Here is a 19893-nt window from a genome sequence, read left to right on the forward strand (position 1 = left end):
GCTCACCGGCACCGTCGCTCTGCTTGTCGGTCTTCACTTCAGTGAACATGCCGGCGATGAGCTGGTCGTTGTCCACGTGCCCGTCCGACAGGTCCACCAGCGCCTCGTGAATGCTCGTCAGACCGAGCACGAGGATGCCCGCCGCACTCTCGATCTTCTTCTGCTGCGGCTTGTAGGCACCGCCGAACTTGTCGCCCTGCTCGTCGTGGCCCCAGGGCTCACCGAGGCCGTCCAGGGTCTGGATGAGTGTCGTCAGCGCCTTGCTCAGATCGATGGCCCCCTGGTGGAAGGCCGGTGCCGCCGCCTTGATGTCGGCGGTCTTGATGTCCAGGACCTTGCCGGGCACCTTGCCGTCGCCCATCGCCATCGCCTCCCCCTTGGCAGCTGCGGCTCCGACCATAGGGCAGGCGGGTAAAGGGAGTGCCATGTCGGCGCTGCGCGTGATGGGGCCCGTCGACCATTCGTCTCAGAGTTCTCCTGCTGGTTGGCCGTGATGACGTTCCGAGGAGCGGGTGGGCGATCACCTCGTCAGCCGAAGAGATGACCAACGGGGCCGCGGTGAGGCGGGCCCGCGCCTCCGCCAGAACTCGGGGTCGAACGGGTGGCGGGCAGGCGTGCAGAGCCCTTCGGGTGCACGCCCTGGGAGCCATCTGGGAGCCAACCCGCTCCCCGGACCCCTTCCAGGCGCCGCGACACCAACCGAGCCCATCCGTCTGAGCTGGGGAAACGTGATCGAAGCTGGCAGCCTCGCCAACCGAACCTCATTCGGGACGAAGAGGTCGTGGGTTCAAATCCCGCCACCCCGACGCCGTAGTACCAGGTCAGGGGTCTGATCCACCGAGTGGATCAGGCCCCTGAGTGGTTCCCGGCGATCGTTTGGGAGAAATCCGGGAGAAGATCTTGGTCGGCTTCTCCCAGGAGGTACCTGCCGGGGCTGCATGCGGCGCGGCGGCTGAGTCCACCCGGACCTGCACATTCGCGAATCCGGCCCCGCAGCTGACCGGGAACACCATGCCCAGCCGCCTCAACGGCCATTAGGATCACGACACATGGCAGGCCATCACTCAGCGCATCCTCCTAACCACGCCCGCGCTCTCGCTCAGCGGGTGCGCGAGTTGCGAGAGGCCCGTGGGTGGACGCGCGAGCGGCTCGCCAAAGAAGCAGGAGTCGCCCCCAGGACGCTGGCCCGCCTGGAGAGCGAGGGAGCGATCCAGCCAGGTTTTTTCACCGTCGGCGCGGTCGCCGAGGCGCTTGAGGTCTCCCTGGATGATCTTTTCCGGGAGACCAGGGCCACCCCCGGCCTGTGGTCCGCCGGGTATGAGGGACGGGACATCGACTCGTTCGTCACCTCGCTCGTCGACAGCCGCATCGACGTCGTGGCTGACGTCCGGCTCACGCCGATCAGTCGCAAGAAGGGCTTCAGCAAGACCCGCCTCGGGCAGGCACTAGCCGAGGCCGGCATCGTGTACACCCACCTGCGTGGCCTGGGCAATCCCAAGGACAACCGGGCGCCGTTCTGGGACGGACGGCTCGATGTGGGCAAGGCGCGGTTCCGTGGGCTGCTCCAATCCGAGGAGGCGCAGGCCGATCTGGACCGTCTGGCCGAACACGCCCGGCGGTCGCGAGTTGCGGTGTTGTGCTTCGAGAAGGACGAGAACCGCTGTCACCGGCAGGTCGTCCTGGAGACGGTCCACGAGCGGGCCTCCGTGCCCGTGATCCCCCTGGCCTGACTTCACCCCTCGTTCCCGCACGCGCCCTTGCCAGTGGCGCATGCCTCTCCTCCAATCGACCGGGGAGATCTGTGGAGGGGGCAACCATGGGATCGGGGAATCGTCAGCGCGCACGGATCATGATCACGGTGAAGACGTATCCGGAGCTGTCCAACAAGTACCGCGAGACCAGCTGCGTGGCGGGCATACGCCTGGACCAAGGTGCACCACAGCACGTACGGCTCTTCCCGGTGCCGTTCCGGCTCCTCGCAGAGGAGGCTCGGTTCTCCAAGTACTCGATCATCGAGGTCGACGTCGAACCGCACGGCAGGCGGGACTCGCGGCCCGAGAGCCTGCGGCCGGACCTCGACACCCTCAAGATCGTGGGCGCGGTGCCGGCGGGCGGTGACTGGAAGCAGAGGTACACGTACGTCGAGCCGCTCGTTGCACCGTCCCTGTGCGCGATCAAGAAGGATCAGGAGGAGCGTCGGACCTCGCTCGGCGTCTTCCGGCCCCGGAATGTCAGCTTCCGGCTGACGGCGGCCGAGCCCTGGTCCGAGTCGAAAGCCGCGCTGGCCGACCAACTCGATCTCTTCGAGCAGGACCTGGCTCCGCTTGAGTGGGTGCCCCTGGACTTCCGCTACCGCTTCCGCTGCGCGGACGACGACTGCCCCGCACATGACATGGCGCTGAAGGACTGGGAGGCCGGTGCGTCGTACCGCAAGTTCCTCCGCAAGTACGGCGAGCGCGCCGTACACGACAAGCTGCGGGAGCGCTGGTATGACTCGATCTTCAACCGGGATCGCGCCGTCCACTTCTTCGTCGGCAACATCGCAGCCCACCCCAGAACCTTCATGCTGCTGGGACTCTTCTACCCGAAGGAGCATGTCGTCCAGTACGTCCAGGACAGCCTGTTCGCAGACTGAGCTGCGGAGCTGCCGGAAAGGGAGAGACAGTGAGCGCCCTGGACGCGGGGAGGCGGGCCGGGGCTTGTCGTCGACGCCATGTCCGCGGCGCGGTTCCGGGACGGCTCCTGACGCGATGCTGACGCCGAACGGGGCGTCTCTGACGGGATGTTGACGTCCCTGGTTTGTGAGGACCTCGAGACGGCTCCGCCCGGTGCCTAAGGCTCTCGGGGGCTCGGCTGCTCACGGCGTGACCGCCGATACGCGATCGGGCTCCTCCGGGCGGCGTTGGGGTGCCGTCGGGAGCGTGAGGACCATGGTGAGGCCGCCGCCGGGGGTGTCCTCGGCGTTGAGGGTGCCGCCGATGGCTTCCGTGAAGCCGCGGGCCACCGCGAGGCCGAGGCCGACGCCGACGCCGCGCGGGGAGTCGCCGTACCGCTGGAAGGGCTCGAAGATACGGGTTTTCGCTTCGTCCGGGACGCCCGGGCCGCGGTCCACCACGCGTACCTCCACCCGGTCGGCCATGGCGCTGGCGGAAACCAGGACACGCTCGCCGGGTGGGCTGTACTTGACCGCGTTTTCCACGACGTTGGCGACCGAGCGTTCCAGCAGGCCGCGGTCGACGTCGACCATCGGGAGGGTTTCCGGGATGTCGAGGTCGACGCTGTCCTCGGGTACGCCTCCCAGCGCCATCGGGATCACCTCGTCCAGGTCGGTCTCGCGGATGATCGGCGTGACCGTGCCGGTCTGGAGGCGGGACATGTCGAGCAGGTTGCCGACCAGGTGGTCGAGGCGGTCGGCGCCCTCCTCGATCGCCTCCAGGAGTTCGGCCTGGTCCTGCTCGGACCACTCCACGTCGTCCGAGCGGAGAGAGGTGACCGCCGCCTTGATGCCGGCCAACGGGGTACGGAGGTCGTGGCTGACGGCGGCCAGCAGGGCGGTGCGGATGCGGTTGCCCTCGGCCAGCTCCTTCGCCTCCGCCGCCTCCTCCTGCAAGCGCTGGCGGTCCAGGACGACGGCGGCCTGCGCGGCGAAGGCGGCCAGGACCCGGCGGTCCTCGGCCGGCAGGACGCGGCCGGAGAGGGCCAGGGAGAGGTGGTCGCCGACCGGGACGTCGACGTCCGCGTCGTCGGGGGCGGTGCAGGGCCGCGGGCCGACGCTGCCGGCGCACGTCCAGGGCGCGACGTCGCTCTCGCGTTCCAGCAGGGCCGCCGACTCCATGCCGAAGGTCTCGCGGACCCGCTCCAGGAGGGCCTCCAGGGTTGTCTCGCCCCGCAGGACGTTACCCGCGAGGAAGGAGAGGATCTCCGACTCGGCGCGGAGCCGGGCCGCCTGGTGGGTACGGCGGGCGGCGAGGTCCACCACGGAAGCAACCGACACGGCGACGCCGAAGAAAACGGCGATGGCGACGATGTTCTTCGGGTTGGAGATCGTCCATGTGTGAACCGGTGGAGTGAAGTACCAGTTCAGGAGGAGGGAACCGACCACCGCCGAGGCCAGGGCCGGGAAGAGGCCGCCCAGCAGCGCCGCTGCCACCGTCGCCGTCAGGAACAGCAGCATCTCGTTGGCGAGCCCCACGCCGGGGACGAAGCCGCTCAGGAGCCAGGTCAGCAACAGCGGCCCGCCGATACCGACCAGCCAGCCCCAGATGACCCTGGCTCGGCCGAGCCGCGCGCCCCTGGTGGCGACGGGCAGACCGCGTCCCTTGCCTACCTCGTCGTGGGTGATGAGGTGCACGTCCAGGTCGGGCCCGGACTCCCGGGCCACCGTGGCGCCGACGCCGGGCCCGAAGACGTACTGCCAGCCCTTGCGGCGCGAGACGCCGAGGACGATCTGGGTGGCGTTCACTCCGCGGGCGAAGTCGAGCAGGGCGGCGGGTATGTCGTCACCGACGACGTGGTGGAAGGTGCCGCCGAGGTCTTCGACCAGGGTGCGCTGGACGGCCAGTTCCTTCGGGGACGCCGAGGTCAGGCCGTCGCTGCGGGATATGTAGACGGCCAGCACCTCGCCGCCGGCGCCCTTCTCCGCCAGGCGCGCGGCGCGACGGATGAGCGTGCGCCCTTCGGGACCGCCGGTCAGCCCGACCACGATCCGCTCCCGTGAGCCCCAGATCGTGGAGACCCGGTGCTCGGTGCGGTATTCGGTCAGGTAGGCGTCGACCCGGTCGGCCACCCACAGCAGCGCCAGCTCGCGCAGGGCGGTGAGGTTGCCGGGGCGGAAGTAATTGGAGAGCGCCGCGTCGACCTTGTCCGGTTTGTAGATGTTGCCGTGCGCCATACGGCGGCGCAGCGCCTCCGGGGACATGTCGACCAGCTCGATCTGGTCGGCCCGCCGGACCACCTCGTCCGGGACCGTCTCCCGCTGCCGCACCCCCGTGATCGACTCCACCACATCGCCCAGCGACTCCAGGTGCTGGATGTTGACGGTCGAGATCACGTCGACGCCCGCGACGAGCAGTTCCTCGACGTCCTGCCAGCGCTTGGTGTTGCGGGAGCCGGGGACGTTGGTGTGAGCCAGTTCGTCCACGAGGGCCACCAGGGGGCGGCGAGCCAGGACAGCGTCCACGTCCATCTCGGTGAAGACGCTGTCCCGGTACTCGATCTCCTTGCGCGGCACCTGCTCCAGGCCGTGCAACATCACCTCGGTGCGCGGCCGGTTGTGGTGCTCGACGAAGGCCACGACGCAGTCGGTCCCCCGCTCCACCCGGCGGTGCGCCTCGGAGAGCATGGCGTAGGTCTTGCCGACGCCGGGTGCCGCGCCGAGGTAGATCCGGAGCTTGCCGCGTGCCATGTTCACCCTTCGAAGCGATAGCCCATGCCGGGCTCGGTGATCAGATAGCGGGGGTGGGAGGGGTCCTTCTCCAGTTTGCGCCGCAGCTGGGCCATGTAGACGCGCAGGTAGTTGGTCTTGTTGCTCTGGGAGACGCCCCAGACCTCCTGGAGGAGTTGCTTCTGCGTGATCAGGCGGCCCGCGTTGGTGACCAGTATCTCCAGCAGGTGCCACTCGGTCGGGGTGAGACGGACGTCCTGGCCGGCCCGCACGGCTTTCTTCGCGAGCAGGTCGAGGGTGAAATCCTCCGTCTCCACCAGCGTGGTCCCGGAGGCCGTCGACGTGGTCTCCGTGCGGCGGACGGCGGCCCGCAACCGGGCGAGCAGCTCGTCCATGCTGAAGGGCTTGGTGACGTAGTCGTCGGCACCCGCGTCGAGGGCGGCGACTTTCTCGTCGGACGCCTGGCGGGCGGAGAGGACCATGATCGGTACGCGGGTCCAGCCGCGCAGGGCCTCGATGACGTCCACGCCGTCCATGTCGGGCAGGCCGAGGTCCAGCAGCACCACGTCCGGCTGGCGGGCAGCCGCCAGCCGGAGCGCGGTGGCGCCGTCCGGGGCCGCGTCCACTCCGTAGTGGCGGGCCTGAAGGTTGATCACGAGCGCGCGGACGAGCTGCGGGTCGTCCTCCACCACGAGCACCCGGGTCATGGGTGTGTGCCTCTCCTGTCGTACGTCGGGCCTGGGTGCCGGGAGCGATCCGACCGATGTCGTGACTGTGGGAGTTGCCGGCCCGAGGACGCCCCCCGGCCGCCCACTCCCGTGTCGCGTCATTCCATCAGTGCTTCGCTGCGAGGTCCTTGAGCGCGATGTTGAGTTCCAGGACGTTCACGCGGGGCTCGCCCATGAACCCCAGGGTGCGGCCCTCGGTGTCGTCCTTGACCAGCTTCTCCACCGCGGAGACGGGCAGACCGTTCTTCGCGGCGACGCGGTGGACCTGGAGTTCGGCGTATTCCGGGGAGATGGCCGGGTCCAGGCCCGAACCGGAGGAGGTCACCGCGTCCGCGGGGACGTCCGACGGCTTGACCGTGTAGCCGGGCACCGAGTTGTCCTTGACGACGGCGGCCTTGGCGTCCTCGACCTGCTTGACCAGGTCCCTGTTGTCGGCGGCAAGGTTGGTGGCGCCGGAAAGGATCAGCTTGTACCGGGTGTTGACGCTGTTGGCGCCGAGCCCGTTGGCCGGGCGGCCCTGGAACCACTTCAGGTCCGGCTCCGGCGTCTCCTGCCCCTTCTTCAGCGGCAGGTTGTACGACTGCCCGATCAGGGACGAGCCGACGACCTTGCCGTCCGCCTTGATCTCGGAGCCGTTCGCCCTGTCGTGGAACAGTCCTTGGGCGATGCCGGTGACGACCAGCGGGTAGATGACGCCGGTCACCAGGGTCAGCACGAGGAGGGCGCGCAGGCCCGCCCCGAGCAACCGGGCGGTGTTCGTTACGGAGTTGTTCATGGCGATCAGCCGATTCCGGGGATGAGGGAGATGAGCAGGTCGATGATCTTGATGCCGATGAAGGGGGCGATCAGGCCGCCCAGGCCGTAGATCCCGAGGTTGCGCCGGAGCATCCGGTCCGCGCTCATCGGCCGGTACCGCACGCCCTTCAACGACAGCGGCACCAGCGCGATGATGATCAGCGCGTTGAAGATGACGGCCGACAGGATCGCCGAGTCGGGCGAGGACAGATGCATGATGTTCAGCTTGTCCAGGCCCGGGTAGACCACGGCGAACAGCGCCGGAATGATCGCGAAGTACTTCGCGACGTCATTGGCGATGGAGAACGTCGTCAACGCGCCTCGGGTGATCAGCAACTGCTTGCCGATCTCCACGATCTCGATCAGTTTGGTCGGGTTGGAGTCGAGGTCGACCATGTTGCCGGCCTCTTTGGCGGCCGACGTGCCGGTGTTCATCGCCACGCCGACGTCCGCCTGTGCGAGCGCGGGCGCGTCGTTGGTGCCGTCACCGGTCATCGCGACCAGCTTGCCGCCGGCCTGCTCTCGCTTGATGAGGGCCATCTTGTCCTCGGGGGTGGCCTCGGCGAGGAAGTCGTCCACGCCCGCCTCCTCCGCGATCGCCTTGGCGGTCAGCGGGTTGTCACCCGTGATCATGACCGTCTTGATCCCCATGCGGCGCAGCTCCTCGAACCGCTCCCGCATGCCCTCCTTGACGACGTCCTTGAGGTGGATGACGCCCAGCACACGGGCGCCCTTGTCGTCCTCGACCGCGACCAGCAGCGGGGTGCCGCCGGCCTCGGAGATGCGGTTCGCGACAGCGTCCGCGTCCTTGGCGACCGTGCCGCCCCGCTCCTCGACCCAGGCGATGACCGAGGCGGTGGCGCCCTTGCGGATCTTGCGCCCGTCGACGTCCACGCCCGACATGCGGGTCTGCGCGGTGAACTCGATCCACTCGGCGTGCGCCAGCTCGCCCTGGTGGCGCTCGCGCAGCCCGTACTTCTCCTTGGCGAGGACGACGACGGAGCGGCCCTCGGGAGTCTCGTCGGCCAGCGACGACAGCTGGGCCGCGTCCGCGACCTCGGCCTCGGTGGCGCCCTTGACCGGGAGGAACTCGGCGGCCTGGCGGTTGCCGAGCGTGATGGTGCCGGTCTTGTCCAGCAGCAGCGTCGAGACGTCACCAGCGGCTTCCACCGCGCGGCCCGACATGGCCAGCACGTTGCGCTGCACGAGGCGGTCCATGCCCGCGATGCCGATCGCGGAGAGCAGCGCGCCGATGGTGGTCGGGATCAGGCAGACCAGCAGGGCCACCAGCACGACCATGGTCAGGTGGGTGCCCGCATAGTCCGCGAACGGGGGCAGCGTGGCCACCGCGAGCAGGAAGACGATGGTCAACGAGGCCAGCAGGATGTTCAGCGCGATCTCGTTGGGCGTCTTTTGCCGGGCGGCGCCCTCGACCAGGCCGATCATCCGGTCGATGAAGGTCTCGCCGGGCTTCGTCGTGATCCTGATGACGATCCTGTCGGACAGCACCTTCGTACCGCCCGTGACGGCACTGCGGTCGCCACCGGACTCGCGGATGACCGGCGCCGACTCGCCGGTGATCGCCGACTCGTCCACCGAGGCCACGCCCTCGACGACATCACCGTCACCGGGGATGACGTCCCCCGCCTCGCAGACCACGAGGTCACCGATCCGCAGCTCGGTGCCGGGGACCTGCTCCTCCGACGTGCCGTCCGCGAGCAGTCGTCGGGCGACCGTGTCGGTCTTGGCGTTGCGCAGCGTGTCCGCCTGCGCCTTGCCACGGCCCTCGGCGACCGCCTCCGCCAGGTTGGCGAAAATCACTGTCAGCCACAGCCAGGCGCTGATGGTCCAGCCGAACCAGTCGCCGGGGTCCTTGAGGGAGAACACCGTGGTGAGGACCGAGCCGATCAGCACCACGAACATCACGGGCGACTTGACCATCATCCGCGGGTCGAGCTTGCGGAAGGCGTCGGGCAGCGACTTGACCAGCTGCGCGGGGTCGAAGAGGCCCGCGCCGACACGACCCTCGGCGGGCTTGTGCCCGGTCGGCGCGTCCTGGTGGGGCGCAAGAGTGGGAGTGGACATCGAGTCCTCGTGCTTCTTCTCTGTGCGGACGGTCATGACGCCAGCCCCTCGGCCAGCGGACCCAGTGCCAGGGCCGGGAAGTACGTCAGACCGGTGATGATCAGGATCGCGCCCACCAGCAGGCCGGTGAACAGCGGCTTCTCGGTGCGCAGGGTGCCCGCGGTGACCGGGATCGGCTTCTGCTCGGCAAGCGAGCCGGCCAGAGCCAGGACGAAGACCATCGGCAGGAAGCGGCCCAGCAGCATGGCGAGCCCGGTCATGGTGTTGAACCAGTCGGTGTTCGCGTTCAGGCCGGCGAAGGCCGAGCCGTTGTTGTTCGACGCCGACGTGAAGGCGTACAGCACCTCGGAGAAGCCGTGCGCGCCGGAGTTGAGCATCGAGTGCGGCGGGGTGGGCAGGGCCATGGAGGCGGCCGTGAAGACCAGCACCAGGGCTGGCGTGATCAGGATGTAGCAGGCGGCGAGCTTCATCTCCCGAGCACCGATCTTCTTGCCCAGGTACTCGGGCGTACGGCCCACCATCAATCCCGCGATGAACACCGCGATGACCGCCAGGATCAGCATGCCGTAGAGGCCGGAGCCGACACCGCCGGGCGCGATCTCGCCCAGCATCATGCCCAGCATCGTGATCCCGCCGCCGAGGCCGGTGAAGGAGGAGTGGAAGGAGTCCACCGCGCCGGTCGAGGTGAGCGTGGTCGTCACAGCGAAGATCGACGAGGCGCCGACCCCGAAGCGGACCTCCTTGCCCTCCATCGCCCCGCCCGCCGCCTGGAGCGCCGGGCCGTGGTGGGCGAACTCGGTCCACATCATCAGGGCGACGAAGCCCAGCCAGATGGTGAACATCGTGGCGAGGATCGCGTACCCCTGCCGCACCGAGCCGACCATCACGCCGAAGGTGCGGGTCAGCGAGAACGGGATCACCAGGATCAGGAAGATCTCGAAGAGGTTCGTGAACGGGGTGGGGTTCTCGAAGGGGTGGGCGGAGTTGGCGTTGAAGTAGCCGCCGCCGTTGGTGCCCAGCTCCTTGATGGCCTCCTGCGAGGCGACCGCACCTCCGTTCCACTGCTGCGAGCCGCCCATGAACTGGCCCACCTCGTGGATGCCGGAGAAGTTCTGGATCGCCCCGCAGGCGACCAGCACGACGGCGGCGACCGCCGCGAGCGGCAGCAGAATCCGCAGCGTGCCGCGCACCAGGTCGGACCAGAAGTTGCCCAGCTCACCGGTGCGCGAGCGGGCGAAGCCGCGGACGAGGGCGACGGCGACGGCCATGCCCACGGCGGCGGAGACGAAGTTCTGCACGGCCAGACCGGCGGTCTGTACGACGTGCCCCATCGTCTGCTCGCCGTAGTACGACTGCCAGTTGGTGTTGGTCACGAACGACACAGCCGTGTTGAACGACTGCGCCGGGTTCACCGAGGCGAAGCCCATCGAGCCGGGCAGCACGCCCTGGAGCCGCTGGAGCAGGTAGAGGAAGAGCACGCCGACCGCCGAGAAGGCGAGGACGCCCCGCAGATACGCGGGCCAGGTCATCTCCGTGTCCGGGTCGGCACCGATGGCCTTGTAGATCCACCTCTCGACCCGCAGGTGCTTTTTCGAGGAGTAGACCTTCGCCATACAGGTGCCAAGAGGAATGTAGGCGAGTGCCAGCGCGCCTATGAGGGCCAGCAGTTGGAGCACGCCGGCGAGTACGGGACCCATGTCTTGGCTCAGAACCTCTCCGGGAAGATCAGGGCGAGGACGAGATAGCCCAGCAGGGCGACGGCCACGACCAGGCCGACGATGTTCTCGGCGGTCACAGCTTCGTCACCCCCTTGGCGACGAGGGCCACCAGCGCGAAACCCGCGAGCACGGTGACGACGAAGGCCAGATCGGCCATCGCGAACTCCTGGAGTGAGGTTCGGTTGAAACGGACGATTAGAGGAAAGCGCCTCACTGGCCGGATCCGGTCGTCCGTTGACGGCTCTCTTACGGCGGCCCGTTCGGCTTTGACGGAACTCTTACGGCCCCTGGTCGATACCGGTGAGTAGGCCGCCGTGACGGCTGGTGTCCCGACTCACATGAGCTGGAAGCGCAGCCGACAGATCACCGCGTCCGTCTCCCGCCGCACGGCGTGCGCGACGACCGCGCCCCGCTGGTTCTGCAGCAGCCGCTGCCACAGCCGCTCCGGCTCGGTCTCCGGGATCAGCACGGTGACCCGGGTGGCCGGCTCGGCAGCGGCGATCTCACGGACGTACGCGGCGATGGGACGTCCCAGGCTGCGCCGCTCGCAGGACAGCCGTACCAGCGGCGCCCCCGGGTTCCACTCGGCCCACGCCCGCTCCAGTCTCCAGTCGCTGTGCCGCGGGGCCCTGGCAACGTGCTCAGGGACGTGTACGTCCGAGTCGCGGTCGGTGTTCCGTCCACATGCGTTGGGCGCCGCAAGGGCTGCGTAAGTTTCACCGCGATGACCTGGCGCGGAGAGTGGTCTCGTACGACGCTGGGCTCAGGTACTGAGCAGTCAGACGAGGAGCCGATCGTGCGTGCACGTGACCTGGCGGTGGAGTACGAGTCGGTGAGCGTCGACAGCGACGCCCTCGACGCGGCCCGGTTGATGGCCGAGCACAGGCTGCCGGGGCTGCTGGTGCTGGACGAGCGGGGGGAGCCGAAGGCCATCCTGCCCGCGTCCCAGATGGTCAAGATCCTGGTGCCGGACTACGTCATCGAGGATCCGGCGCTCGCCGCGGTCGTCGACGAGCAGCATGCTGACCAGCTCTGCCAGGCGCTGACCGGAAGGCGGGTCGGAGAGTGCCTTTCGCGCAGCGCGGCGCCGCCGCCGATCGCCGATCCGGACGACACCGCGCTGGAGGTTGCCGCACTGATGGCCCGGGTGCGCAGCCCGCTGGTGGCCGTGGCGGAGAAGGACAAGGCCGGCACGCGTCTGCTCGGCGTCATCACCGCCTCCCATCTGTTGCACGAACTGTTGGGGAGGGCGGAGACGCCGAGCAGGGCTTCGGAGGTCTGATCCGTCGGCTCACCGTGGCTCAGGCGAGCGCGAAGTACCGCAGCCACAGGTACAGCCCGGAGAGGGCGACGGTGGCCGCCGTGACGACGAGGCCGTACTTCGTGAACTGCCAGAAAGAGATCGGCTGGCGGTTGCGTTCGGCGATCCCGAGGACGACCACGTTGGCGCTGGCGCCGATGGCGGTGGCGTTGCCGCCCAGATCGGCGCCCAGGGCCAGCGCCCACCACAGGACGTGGTGGCCGTCGGCCGCGCCGCCCATGTCCTTGACCAGGTCGGCGGTGATGGGCGCCATGGTGGCGACGTACGGGATGTTGTCGACGATGCCGGACAGCACGGCCGAGCCGCCCAGCAGGGTGAGCATGGCGCCGAGTTCCCGGCCGCCGGTGGCGTCGGCCAGGGCGCGGGAGAGGTCACCGATGACGCCGGTCTCGATCAGCGCACCGACCATGACGAACAGGCCGACGAAGAACGCGAGGGTGGGCCACTCCACCTCGCCCAGGACCTGCCGGGTCTCCACTTTGGAGACCGCGACGAGCAGGCCGGCGCCGAGCAGGGCGACCACGCTGGGCTCGTAGTGCAGCACCGGGTGGAGGACGAACCCGGCGACGACCAGGGCCAGGACGGCCAGGCCCTGCCACAGCAGCCTCGGATCGTGTATGGCCTCGCGCTCCTCCAGCGCCATGACCTGCGCGGCGCGCTCGTCGTCGTAGACGAACGCCTTGCGGAACATCACCCGGCACAGCGCCAGCAGGACCAGGGTCAGCACGGCGGCGATCGGGGCCAGGTGGACCAGGAAGTCGTTGAAGGTCAGGTCGGCGCGGCTGGCGATGATGATGTTCGGCGGGTCGCCGACGAGGGTCGCGGTGCCGCCGATGTTGGAGGCGAACACCTCGGCGATCAGGAAGGGGGCGGAGGGCAGGCTGAGGCGCTCGCAGACCAGCAGGGTGACCGGGGCGATCAGCAGCACGGTGGTGACGTTGTCGAGCAGCGCGGAGGCGGCGGCGGTGATGAGCACCAGCATCGTCATCACCCGGAACGGCTTGCCTCTGGCCCGCTTGACCGACCAGATCGCCAGGTACTCGAACAAGCCGGTCTGCCGCAGTACGCCGACGATGGCCATCATCCCCAGCAGCAGGAAGATGACGTTCCAGTCGATGCCGGTGTGTTCGGAGTAGAACGCCGCCTTGTCGTCGGTGGCGCTGATCGCGAGCATGCAGCCGGCACCGCCGAGGGCCGCGGCCGTGCGGTGGACACGCTCGGTGATGATCAGTACGTACGCGCCGGCGAACACGGCTACGGCCGCCCAGCTGTGCCAGTCACTCATACGGTGGTCTTTCTCTCCTGTCCGAGGGCTCCGGGGGTTCCGGGGGCCCCGGGGGCGCCGTCGACCTGGTCGTCCTCGTCGTCGGGGATGCCGACCAGGTCCTTGACATCGAACATGCGGGCGATGGGTACGTCGGTGCTGGAGTGCGCCACGATCGAGAAGGCGATGCACACGGCGATCAGGGTGTACGCCTGCTCCGCCTGCGGGATGCCGGACCGCAGCACCAGCAGCCCGTACACCACCGATGCGAAGCCCTTCGGGCCGAACCAGGCCGCGGTCAGCTTCTCGCGCCGCTCGAACCGGGTGCCGACCAGGGAGATCAGCAGTGAGGCCGGCCGGATCAGCCCGATCGCCAGGACGACCGCCACGTAGCCCTGCCACGACAGGTCCCCGAACAGCGCCGGCGTCAGCAGCGCCCCGAACACCAGCAGGGCCGCGAACTTCGCCAGCTCCGCCAGCACCTCGCCCAGCGGCTCGAACGCCTCCTTTGCCTCGGGAGAGACGGCGGCGAGGACGGCACCGGCGGAGAACGCCGCCAGGTAGGGGTTGGCGTGAGTGAGGTGGCACAGCCCGTAGAGGATGATCCCGGTCGCCAGCGGAAGCAGGGGCTGCAACTTGGGTTCGGCGCCCAGCAGCCGGAACCGTACGAGGCCGCCCGCGACGAGAGGGAGTAGGACGCCGAAGGCAAGGCCGAGGGCCAGCTCCAGGGCGATCCGGCCCAGTGACGCCTCGCCGGTGTGCCCGGTGGCGGTGGGGCCGGCCGCCGCGATGAGGAGCAGTACGACGGGCAGGGCCAGGCCGTCGTTGACGCCGCTCTCCACATTGAGGAGTTCCCGCAGCTTCGCCGGGACCTCCTTGCGGCCCACGATCGCCGACGCGAACACGGGGTCCGTCGGCGCCAGCACCGCGCCGACCAGGAAGGACGTCGTCCAGTCCAGGCCGACCAGGTAGTGGGTGACCAGCGCCATGAACACGAACGCCAGGGGCATGCCCAGGCCCAGCGCCCGCGCCGGGTTGCGCCAGTTGGTGCGCAACTTGGTGAAGGACACGTGCTGGCCGTCGGTGAACAGCACCGCGAAGAGCGCCAGGTCGGCGGTGACCGACACGATCTCGCTGTCCGGGGTGATGTGGATCAGCCCGAGAAAGCCGTCGCTGACCAGCGCGCCACCGAGGAGGAAGAGGAAGGAAGTGGACAGCACGGTGCGGGCGGCGAGCCCGGACAGCAGCACCGCGACGAGCAGAGCCACGCCGAAAACGGCAACAAGAACCACCGGAAACGCCCCCGATCGGAGCAGAGATCTGTCCCTTGCTCGCCGACCAGACTTCCCGGCACACCGGTGGGAACCTTACCGGCCCTTGATGCGTCTTTGACAGATCGGCAACGGGCACCGCAAGGGCGGGGACGTTGCCGGGTTCCGGCAACCGAGGCCGCGTCAGCGCAGGCGTTCGGCAGCCGATGTCGTTCGTCGGCGGTCGCGACGCACCAGGACGAACGTGGTCAGCACCACAATGACCGAGGCCGCGGCCACCGGCGCGAGGAAGTACACCATCACGGCTGCCTCCGCTCGGCCGCGTATCCGGCGTTCGGGTTGACGAGCAGGTGGCGTGGGTCGGCGGCGCGCGTGATGGCCGTCTCGACTGCGGTGATCCGGTCCGCGAGCAGCCCGAGTGCCGCCACGGCTCGCGTGAGGGGGTCGTCTTCCGGGCCGCCGAGCGTCTGGGCACGGACGTACGCCGCCTTCACGTCTGTCCAGCGGGCTGCCTGATCGGCGGTGAGCGTGCCGCGCAGCTCTGCCAGCTTCAGTAGGTTGGCCTCTGCGCCCGTCGTCAGGGTCTGGGCCTCGGCCCGGTAGTGGTCGTCGATCAGGGTCGCCAGCTCGGTGTCGTTCATGACCGGCTGGACCCGCTGGGCGATCTTGTTCATGTTGCGGTAGGAGCCCTGGAGCTGGAAGGGCGGTTCGGTGCGGGTCGCGTCCGACTGGGCGGCCGAGGCGATGTAGGCCGCGTTGACCGCCAGGACCGTCTCGCGGACCGTCAGCAGGTGCCGCAGGACCGCCAGGATCCGCTCCAGTTCGGCGGGCGGGTAGGGGTGGGTCAGCCGGTCGGCTCCGGCCGTCGGATCGCCCTGGGCTAGGCGGGCCAGCAGGTCGAGGTCGGCGCGGTCGCGGCCGGCGAGCGGGGCGAGGACCGGGTTCGCGGTGAGCGCGTTCTCGATGAAGCTCAAGCCGAAGACGTCCCGCTTACCGGTCAGGACGTCGCCGAGGTTCCACACGTCGGCGCGGTTGGCGAGCATGTCCGGCACCCGGAAGCGGCTGCCGGACTCGGTGTAGGGGTTGCCGGCCATGCAGACCGCGAACCGCTTGCCGCGCAGGTCGTAGGTGCGCGGTTCGCCGTCCCGGACGCCGTCGATGCGGCGTGTGGCGTCGCACAGCGGAATGAACTTCTGGAGCAGTTCCGGAGAGGTGTGCTGGATGTCGTCCAGGTAGAGGAGGGTGTTGTTGCCCGCCTCCAGCGCGAAGTTGATCTTCTCGATCTCCTGGCGTGCGGTGGCGTTCGGGGCCTCGGCGGGGTCGAGCGAGGTGACGGCGTGGCCGAGCGCCGGGCCGCTGACCTTCACCAGCATCAGGCCGAGGCGGTCGGCCACGTACTCCACGAGGGTCGTCTTGCCGTAGCCGGGCGGGGAGAGGAGCAGAAGCAGGCCGCCGGTGTCGGTGCGCTTGGTGTCGCCCGTGGTGCCCAGCTGCTTGGCCAGGCTGTCGCCGATGAGCGGCAGGTAGACCTCGTCCACGAGCCGGTTGCGGACGAAGGAGGACATGACGCGCGGGCGGTGGTCGTCCAGGCGCAGGCGGGCGCGTTCGGCGGCCACCAGGGCGGTGCGCCGCTGCTGGTAGGCGCGGTGGGCGGGCACGTCCTGCTCCGCGAAGCGTGCCGTTCGGGCGAGGAACTCGTCCAGGCGCAGGGGCAGTCGGCGGGCGGTGACGCGGGGGTGCGTGCCCAGCAGGCCCTGGGCCGTCGCCGTGAGCGGGGCGTCGCCGACGTGGCGCGGCAGGTCCGGGCAGAGTTCGGCCGCCACGGCCTCGGCCAGATCGCCCGGGGCGAGATCCGTGCCGGTGGCTGCCGCGTACGAGGACAGCCACGCCTCGACCAACTGGCGGCGGGCCGCGAGGTCGTCGAGCGCGGTCAGGTCGTCGGCGTAGGCGCTCGTGCCGGCCGTGCGACGGAACTTGTCCAGCAGGGTGCGGGCGCTCGCGCTGAGGACGAAACCGTCGGGGGCGGTCGTCAGCTCCTCGAAGAGGTAGGAGGCGGCGGCCCCCGCGTACTCCCCGCCGATCTCCTCCGCCAACTCCCGCTCCAGGTCGGCGATCGCGGGTGCCGGCCCGAACGCGTCCCGGGCGCGGGCCAGCGAAAGTGCGCGCCGGGTCCACGTCTGGCGCGCCCCGGGGGTGGTGCCGTGGGTCCAGAAGAGCTGGGCTGCGGCGCGGGCGGCGCCTTCGTGGCGCAGGGCCCCGGCGCCCTCGTACAGGGGCAGGAGTGCGGTGAGGATGAGCGTCGCGTCGTGGTCGTGGACGCCGGTCTCGTAGCCCTCGTCGTATGCCTCCTGCGCCGCCGTGCGCACCAGGGCCGGGAGGTCTTCGGCCGCCGCGAGGGCGGCCGGGCCGCGTTCGCGCAGCAGGCGGGCAGCCAGGTGCTCGGCGCGGTAGACCTCTGGTGACTCCGAGGGCAGGGTGCGGTGCCAGTGCGCGCGGCTGGCCGCGAAGCCGGGGTCGGTGACCGGGGCGCGGTAGTCGGTGCCGGTGACGGCGAAGGCGAGGCCGTCGCCGTGCGGGACGAGGGTCAGGTCGAGGGGCTGGGTGTTGACGGTGAAACGGTGGGCTCCAAGGCGGACAGTGCGGCCGTCGTCGGCGTACAGGTCGGTGCGGTCGCGCAGGGCGCGGTCGGCTTCCTGGCGGGCGGACTTCAGGCGGCCGTCGAGCTCCTCGGCCCGCACGCTCTCACCGAGGACGCGCAGGTCGTCGGCGGTGCGGCGGACCTTGGCCACCATCGGGTCGGAGGCGAAGTAGGTGGCGATCGCCTCGGCGTCGGAGAGGGCGGCGCAGCGCCGGGTGATCGTCTCCAGGATGCGGCCGGCCGAGGCGGCGAGTTGCTCGGCACGGCGGGCGCGGGCGTCGGCGAGCGACTGCTTGCGGGCGGCGAAGGCGTCGTAGACCTCGGTGCGCTTGTCGGCGAGCGCACCGAGGAAGTCGTCCGACTCCGCGAAGCGGGACTCCAGGTCCTCCAGCCTGCTCAGAAGACGGGCGAGCTGGTCGTCGCATGTCTGCGGGGTGTCGGCGACCGCGAGGGCCGCGGTGACGGCCTGCCCGAACAGCGCGCTTTCGGCGACGAACTCGGCGCGGCCCTCGCGGTCGGCCAGTGCGCGGCGACGGGCATCGAGGGTGGCACGGGCCCGGTTGACGCCGGCCAGCACCCCTGCGATGCGCTCCAGGACGGACGTACGGACAGTGGCGTCACTCGTGTCCAGAGCGGCGACGACGTCCGTGACCGTCCGGAGAGCGTCGCCGAGTTCGTCCAGCCGGGCGGCCACCGGCGCCGCCTCGGCGACGGTGGTGACGGCCTCGGCGTCGGCGACGAGCCGTTCGACATCCCTCTGCTGGCCGGCGAAGGCGTCCTCGCGGGCCAGGAAGACCACGGCCCGCTGCCCGAGAGCGGCCAGGTCGGCCTCCGCCTCGGCGGCGAGGGCGTCGAGGCGGGCGCCGTCCGCGTACCGCATCTCCTTGAGGGTCAGCAGGTGGCCGTGGGCGTGCCGCAGGTCGGTCAGCCCCCGCACCCAGGCCGCGGCCTCCTTCGGCGCCTCACCGCGCAGGCGGCGGACGACGGACGCCATCCGCTCGGCGGCCTCGTCCAGAGCGTCGGCGGCCTGCCGGGTCAGCGTCCGCACGGTCTCGAACTCGGCCAGAACCTGCTCGGCCGTCCCGCGTACCGCCTCCAGCGCACCCAGCAGGTCGCCCAGGTCGGCCTCGTCCAGCCAGTGGTGGGCGTCGGCGGCGCGCACACAGGCGGCGGCGAGCGCCCGGTAGCCCTCGCTGGTGGTGATGCCCTCCCGCGCCAGGCCCGCGACGGACAGGCAGGCGGAGATGCCCCGCACGAGGTCGGCGTTGCCCACGCGCCCCAGTGCGCCGCTCCCGGTGGGGGCGGTGGTGACGTGGGCGTCGGAGACGTAGGGCGAGTTCCACAGCTGCACCGGATGCACCTGCGCCGGTTCCTCGCCCTCGGCGCGCAGCACCGCGAAAGCGCCGTCGTCGAACAGGGCCCAGCCGCGGCAGGGAAGCGGGTTCGAGAACTCCTTGCGAATGGTGTTGTACGACAGCAGCAGACCACGGCTCTCCCCACGGGCGTGGAACGCGTACAGCACGTCCTCACCGTTGGGCGAGCGGACCTCCCGCTCGAACTCCAGGCCGCTCGCATCGGTTTCGTACCGCTTGTGGGCGCCCGTGGCCAGGCAGTAGCCGCCGGGGAACACGATGCCCTGGTCCTCGGGCAGGCGGCGGCACGCCTGCCCGAGGCCGTCCAGGCGGACGACCGCCTTGGTGAGGGTGTTGAACACCAGGTACCGGTGGGCGTCCTCCTTGTACGGCCGCACGCGCAGCAGGATCAGGGCGCCCGCGCGCGCGTGGGCGATGTCCGCGTCGGCGAGCGCCTGAAGCGGCTCGTCCACCGGCTCGCTGTGGATGCCCTCGCCCGTCTCGGTGTCGTTCTCCAGCTTGACAGTGAGCGCACCGCCGATAGCGGAGACGTACAGCTCGCCCTGAACGGAGACGTGCGGGTGACGGCCCAGGACATGGTCCTCGCGGGTCGCCTCGGTCCAGGTGAAGTCGTGGGAGGGCGGGAAGGTGTCGTCGCGTTCGCCGCGCGCGTCCAGGAACGCCGGCCGGCCGGTCTCGTCCAGGGCCCAGCGCAGCACGCGGATGTCGTCGGTCTTCTCGCCGGTGCGGAAGACCGCCAGCAGTCTGCCGTCGATCCGACGCAGCCGCAGCAGGCGGGCCTGCCGGTAGTAGCGGTGCAGGTCCGCGAACTCCCGCACGAATGCCGGGTCGTCCATCAGGCCCGGTACGGCCGTGTCGGGCAGCCGGTTCAGGTCGCGGTCGTACAGAGCGAACACGTCGGCCACCCGCGTCTGCGGGCGCGGGCCGGGCCGGTCGGTGGCGCCGACGAGCAAGGTGTTCCCGACGGCCACGACGTCACGCGGCACGCACGCGTGCTCCGTACGCAGGCGCCGGGTACCGGCCAGCTCCAGCCGTGCCGTCCCGAACTCCTCGACGCGACGGGTGTTGAGGAGTTCGGCACGCCGGGCGAGTTCGCCGGCCTGCGCCGCGAGCCGGTCGCCCAGCACCTCGTAGGTGCCGGCCTCCACGGCGTCGTACGCACCGGTCTCCAGGGCGGTGGCCATGGACGATTCATCCCTTCGAGGAGGTTGCGGACGAGGGTGGTGGGGGGGGGGGGGGGGGGGGGGGGGGGGGGGGGGGGGGGGGGGGGGGGGGGGGGGGGGGGGGGGGGGGGGGGGGGGGGGGGGGGGGGGGGGG

Annotated in this window: 14 protein-coding genes and 1 pseudogene; 3 read left to right on the forward strand and 12 right to left on the reverse strand. The window is 70.1% G+C overall.

Annotated elements, in window-relative coordinates:
• The coding region (locus ACZ4WH_RS42420) for a hypothetical protein (RefSeq protein ID WP_468191230.1) at positions 1 to 367 on the reverse strand (367 nt) is incomplete at its 3' end.
• Positions 368 to 1049: 682 nt separating this feature from the next.
• On the opposite strand from ACZ4WH_RS42420, the gene ACZ4WH_RS42425 reads away from it, so the two are divergent.
• Positions 1050 to 1730, forward strand: coding sequence for a DUF488 family protein, N3 subclade (locus ACZ4WH_RS42425; RefSeq protein WP_468191233.1), 681 nt, complete (start codon positions 1050 to 1052; stop codon positions 1728 to 1730).
• A gap of 119 nt (positions 1731 to 1849) precedes the next feature.
• Positions 1850 to 2635, forward strand: coding sequence for a hypothetical protein (locus ACZ4WH_RS42430; RefSeq protein ID WP_468191265.1), 786 nt, complete (start codon positions 1850 to 1852; stop codon positions 2633 to 2635).
• A gap of 222 nt (positions 2636 to 2857) precedes the next feature.
• Here ACZ4WH_RS42430 and ACZ4WH_RS42435 read toward each other — a convergent pair whose 3' ends face one another.
• The 8 genes and pseudogenes from ACZ4WH_RS42435 to ACZ4WH_RS42470 all read right to left on the reverse strand — a co-directional run.
• Positions 2858 to 5404, reverse strand: a complete 2547-nt coding sequence (locus tag ACZ4WH_RS42435; RefSeq protein ID WP_468191235.1) for a DUF4118 domain-containing protein — start codon at positions 5402 to 5404, stop codon at positions 2858 to 2860.
• Between the two features lie 2 nt (positions 5405 to 5406).
• Positions 5407 to 6090 carry a response regulator gene (locus tag ACZ4WH_RS42440; protein WP_468191238.1) on the reverse strand — a complete coding sequence of 228 codons (684 nt, stop codon included), beginning with the start codon at positions 6088 to 6090 and terminating at the stop codon, positions 5407 to 5409.
• Between the two features lie 127 nt (positions 6091 to 6217).
• The gene (locus tag ACZ4WH_RS42445) at positions 6218 to 6886 is read right to left on the reverse strand and encodes a potassium-transporting ATPase subunit C (RefSeq protein ID WP_468191241.1); all 669 of its coding nucleotides are present in this window, start codon (positions 6884 to 6886) and stop codon (positions 6218 to 6220) included.
• A 5-nt stretch (positions 6887 to 6891) separates the two neighbouring features.
• Positions 6892 to 9027, reverse strand: a complete 2136-nt coding sequence (kdpB, locus tag ACZ4WH_RS42450; protein ID WP_468191244.1) for a potassium-transporting ATPase subunit KdpB — start codon at positions 9025 to 9027, stop codon at positions 6892 to 6894.
• Entirely contained in the window at positions 9024 to 10688 is a 1665-nt protein-coding gene (gene kdpA / locus ACZ4WH_RS42455) for a potassium-transporting ATPase subunit KdpA (protein ID WP_468191247.1), read from the reverse strand. Before kdpA ends, kdpB begins: the two co-directional genes overlap by 4 nt.
• A gap of 8 nt (positions 10689 to 10696) precedes the next feature.
• Complete coding sequence (kdpF, locus tag ACZ4WH_RS42460) at positions 10697 to 10786, reverse strand: K(+)-transporting ATPase subunit F (RefSeq protein ID WP_016434100.1); 90 nt, start codon at positions 10784 to 10786, stop codon at positions 10697 to 10699.
• The gene (locus tag ACZ4WH_RS42465; protein WP_468191250.1) at positions 10783 to 10923 is read right to left on the reverse strand and encodes a hypothetical protein; all 141 of its coding nucleotides are present in this window, start codon (positions 10921 to 10923) and stop codon (positions 10783 to 10785) included. The genes kdpF and ACZ4WH_RS42465 overlap by 4 nt, the downstream gene beginning before the upstream one ends.
• Before the next feature lie 120 nt (positions 10924 to 11043).
• Positions 11044 to 11313: pseudogene (locus tag ACZ4WH_RS42470) on the reverse strand (amino acid permease); the annotation flags it as partial.
• Between the two features lie 192 nt (positions 11314 to 11505).
• On the opposite strand from ACZ4WH_RS42470, the gene ACZ4WH_RS42475 reads away from it, so the two are divergent.
• Positions 11506 to 11991: a CBS domain-containing protein gene (locus ACZ4WH_RS42475; protein WP_468191253.1), complete on the forward strand. Its 486-nt coding sequence runs from the start codon at positions 11506 to 11508 to the stop codon at positions 11989 to 11991.
• A gap of 19 nt (positions 11992 to 12010) precedes the next feature.
• Here ACZ4WH_RS42475 and ACZ4WH_RS42480 read toward each other — a convergent pair whose 3' ends face one another.
• From ACZ4WH_RS42480 to ACZ4WH_RS42490, 3 genes are all read right to left on the reverse strand, one after another.
• Positions 12011 to 13315 carry an ArsB/NhaD family transporter gene (locus ACZ4WH_RS42480; protein ID WP_468191256.1) on the reverse strand — a complete coding sequence of 435 codons (1305 nt, stop codon included), beginning with the start codon at positions 13313 to 13315 and terminating at the stop codon, positions 12011 to 12013.
• Entirely contained in the window at positions 13312 to 14586 is a 1275-nt protein-coding gene (locus tag ACZ4WH_RS42485) for a cation:proton antiporter (RefSeq protein ID WP_468191259.1), read from the reverse strand. Before ACZ4WH_RS42485 ends, ACZ4WH_RS42480 begins: the two co-directional genes overlap by 4 nt.
• A 278-nt stretch (positions 14587 to 14864) precedes the next feature.
• Positions 14865 to 19760 carry a DNA repair ATPase gene (locus tag ACZ4WH_RS42490; protein ID WP_468191262.1) on the reverse strand — a complete coding sequence of 1632 codons (4896 nt, stop codon included), beginning with the start codon at positions 19758 to 19760 and terminating at the stop codon, positions 14865 to 14867.
• Between the last annotated feature and the right edge of the window lie 133 nt (positions 19761 to 19893).

Source organism: Streptomyces sp. NPDC029138 (assembly GCF_055564375.1).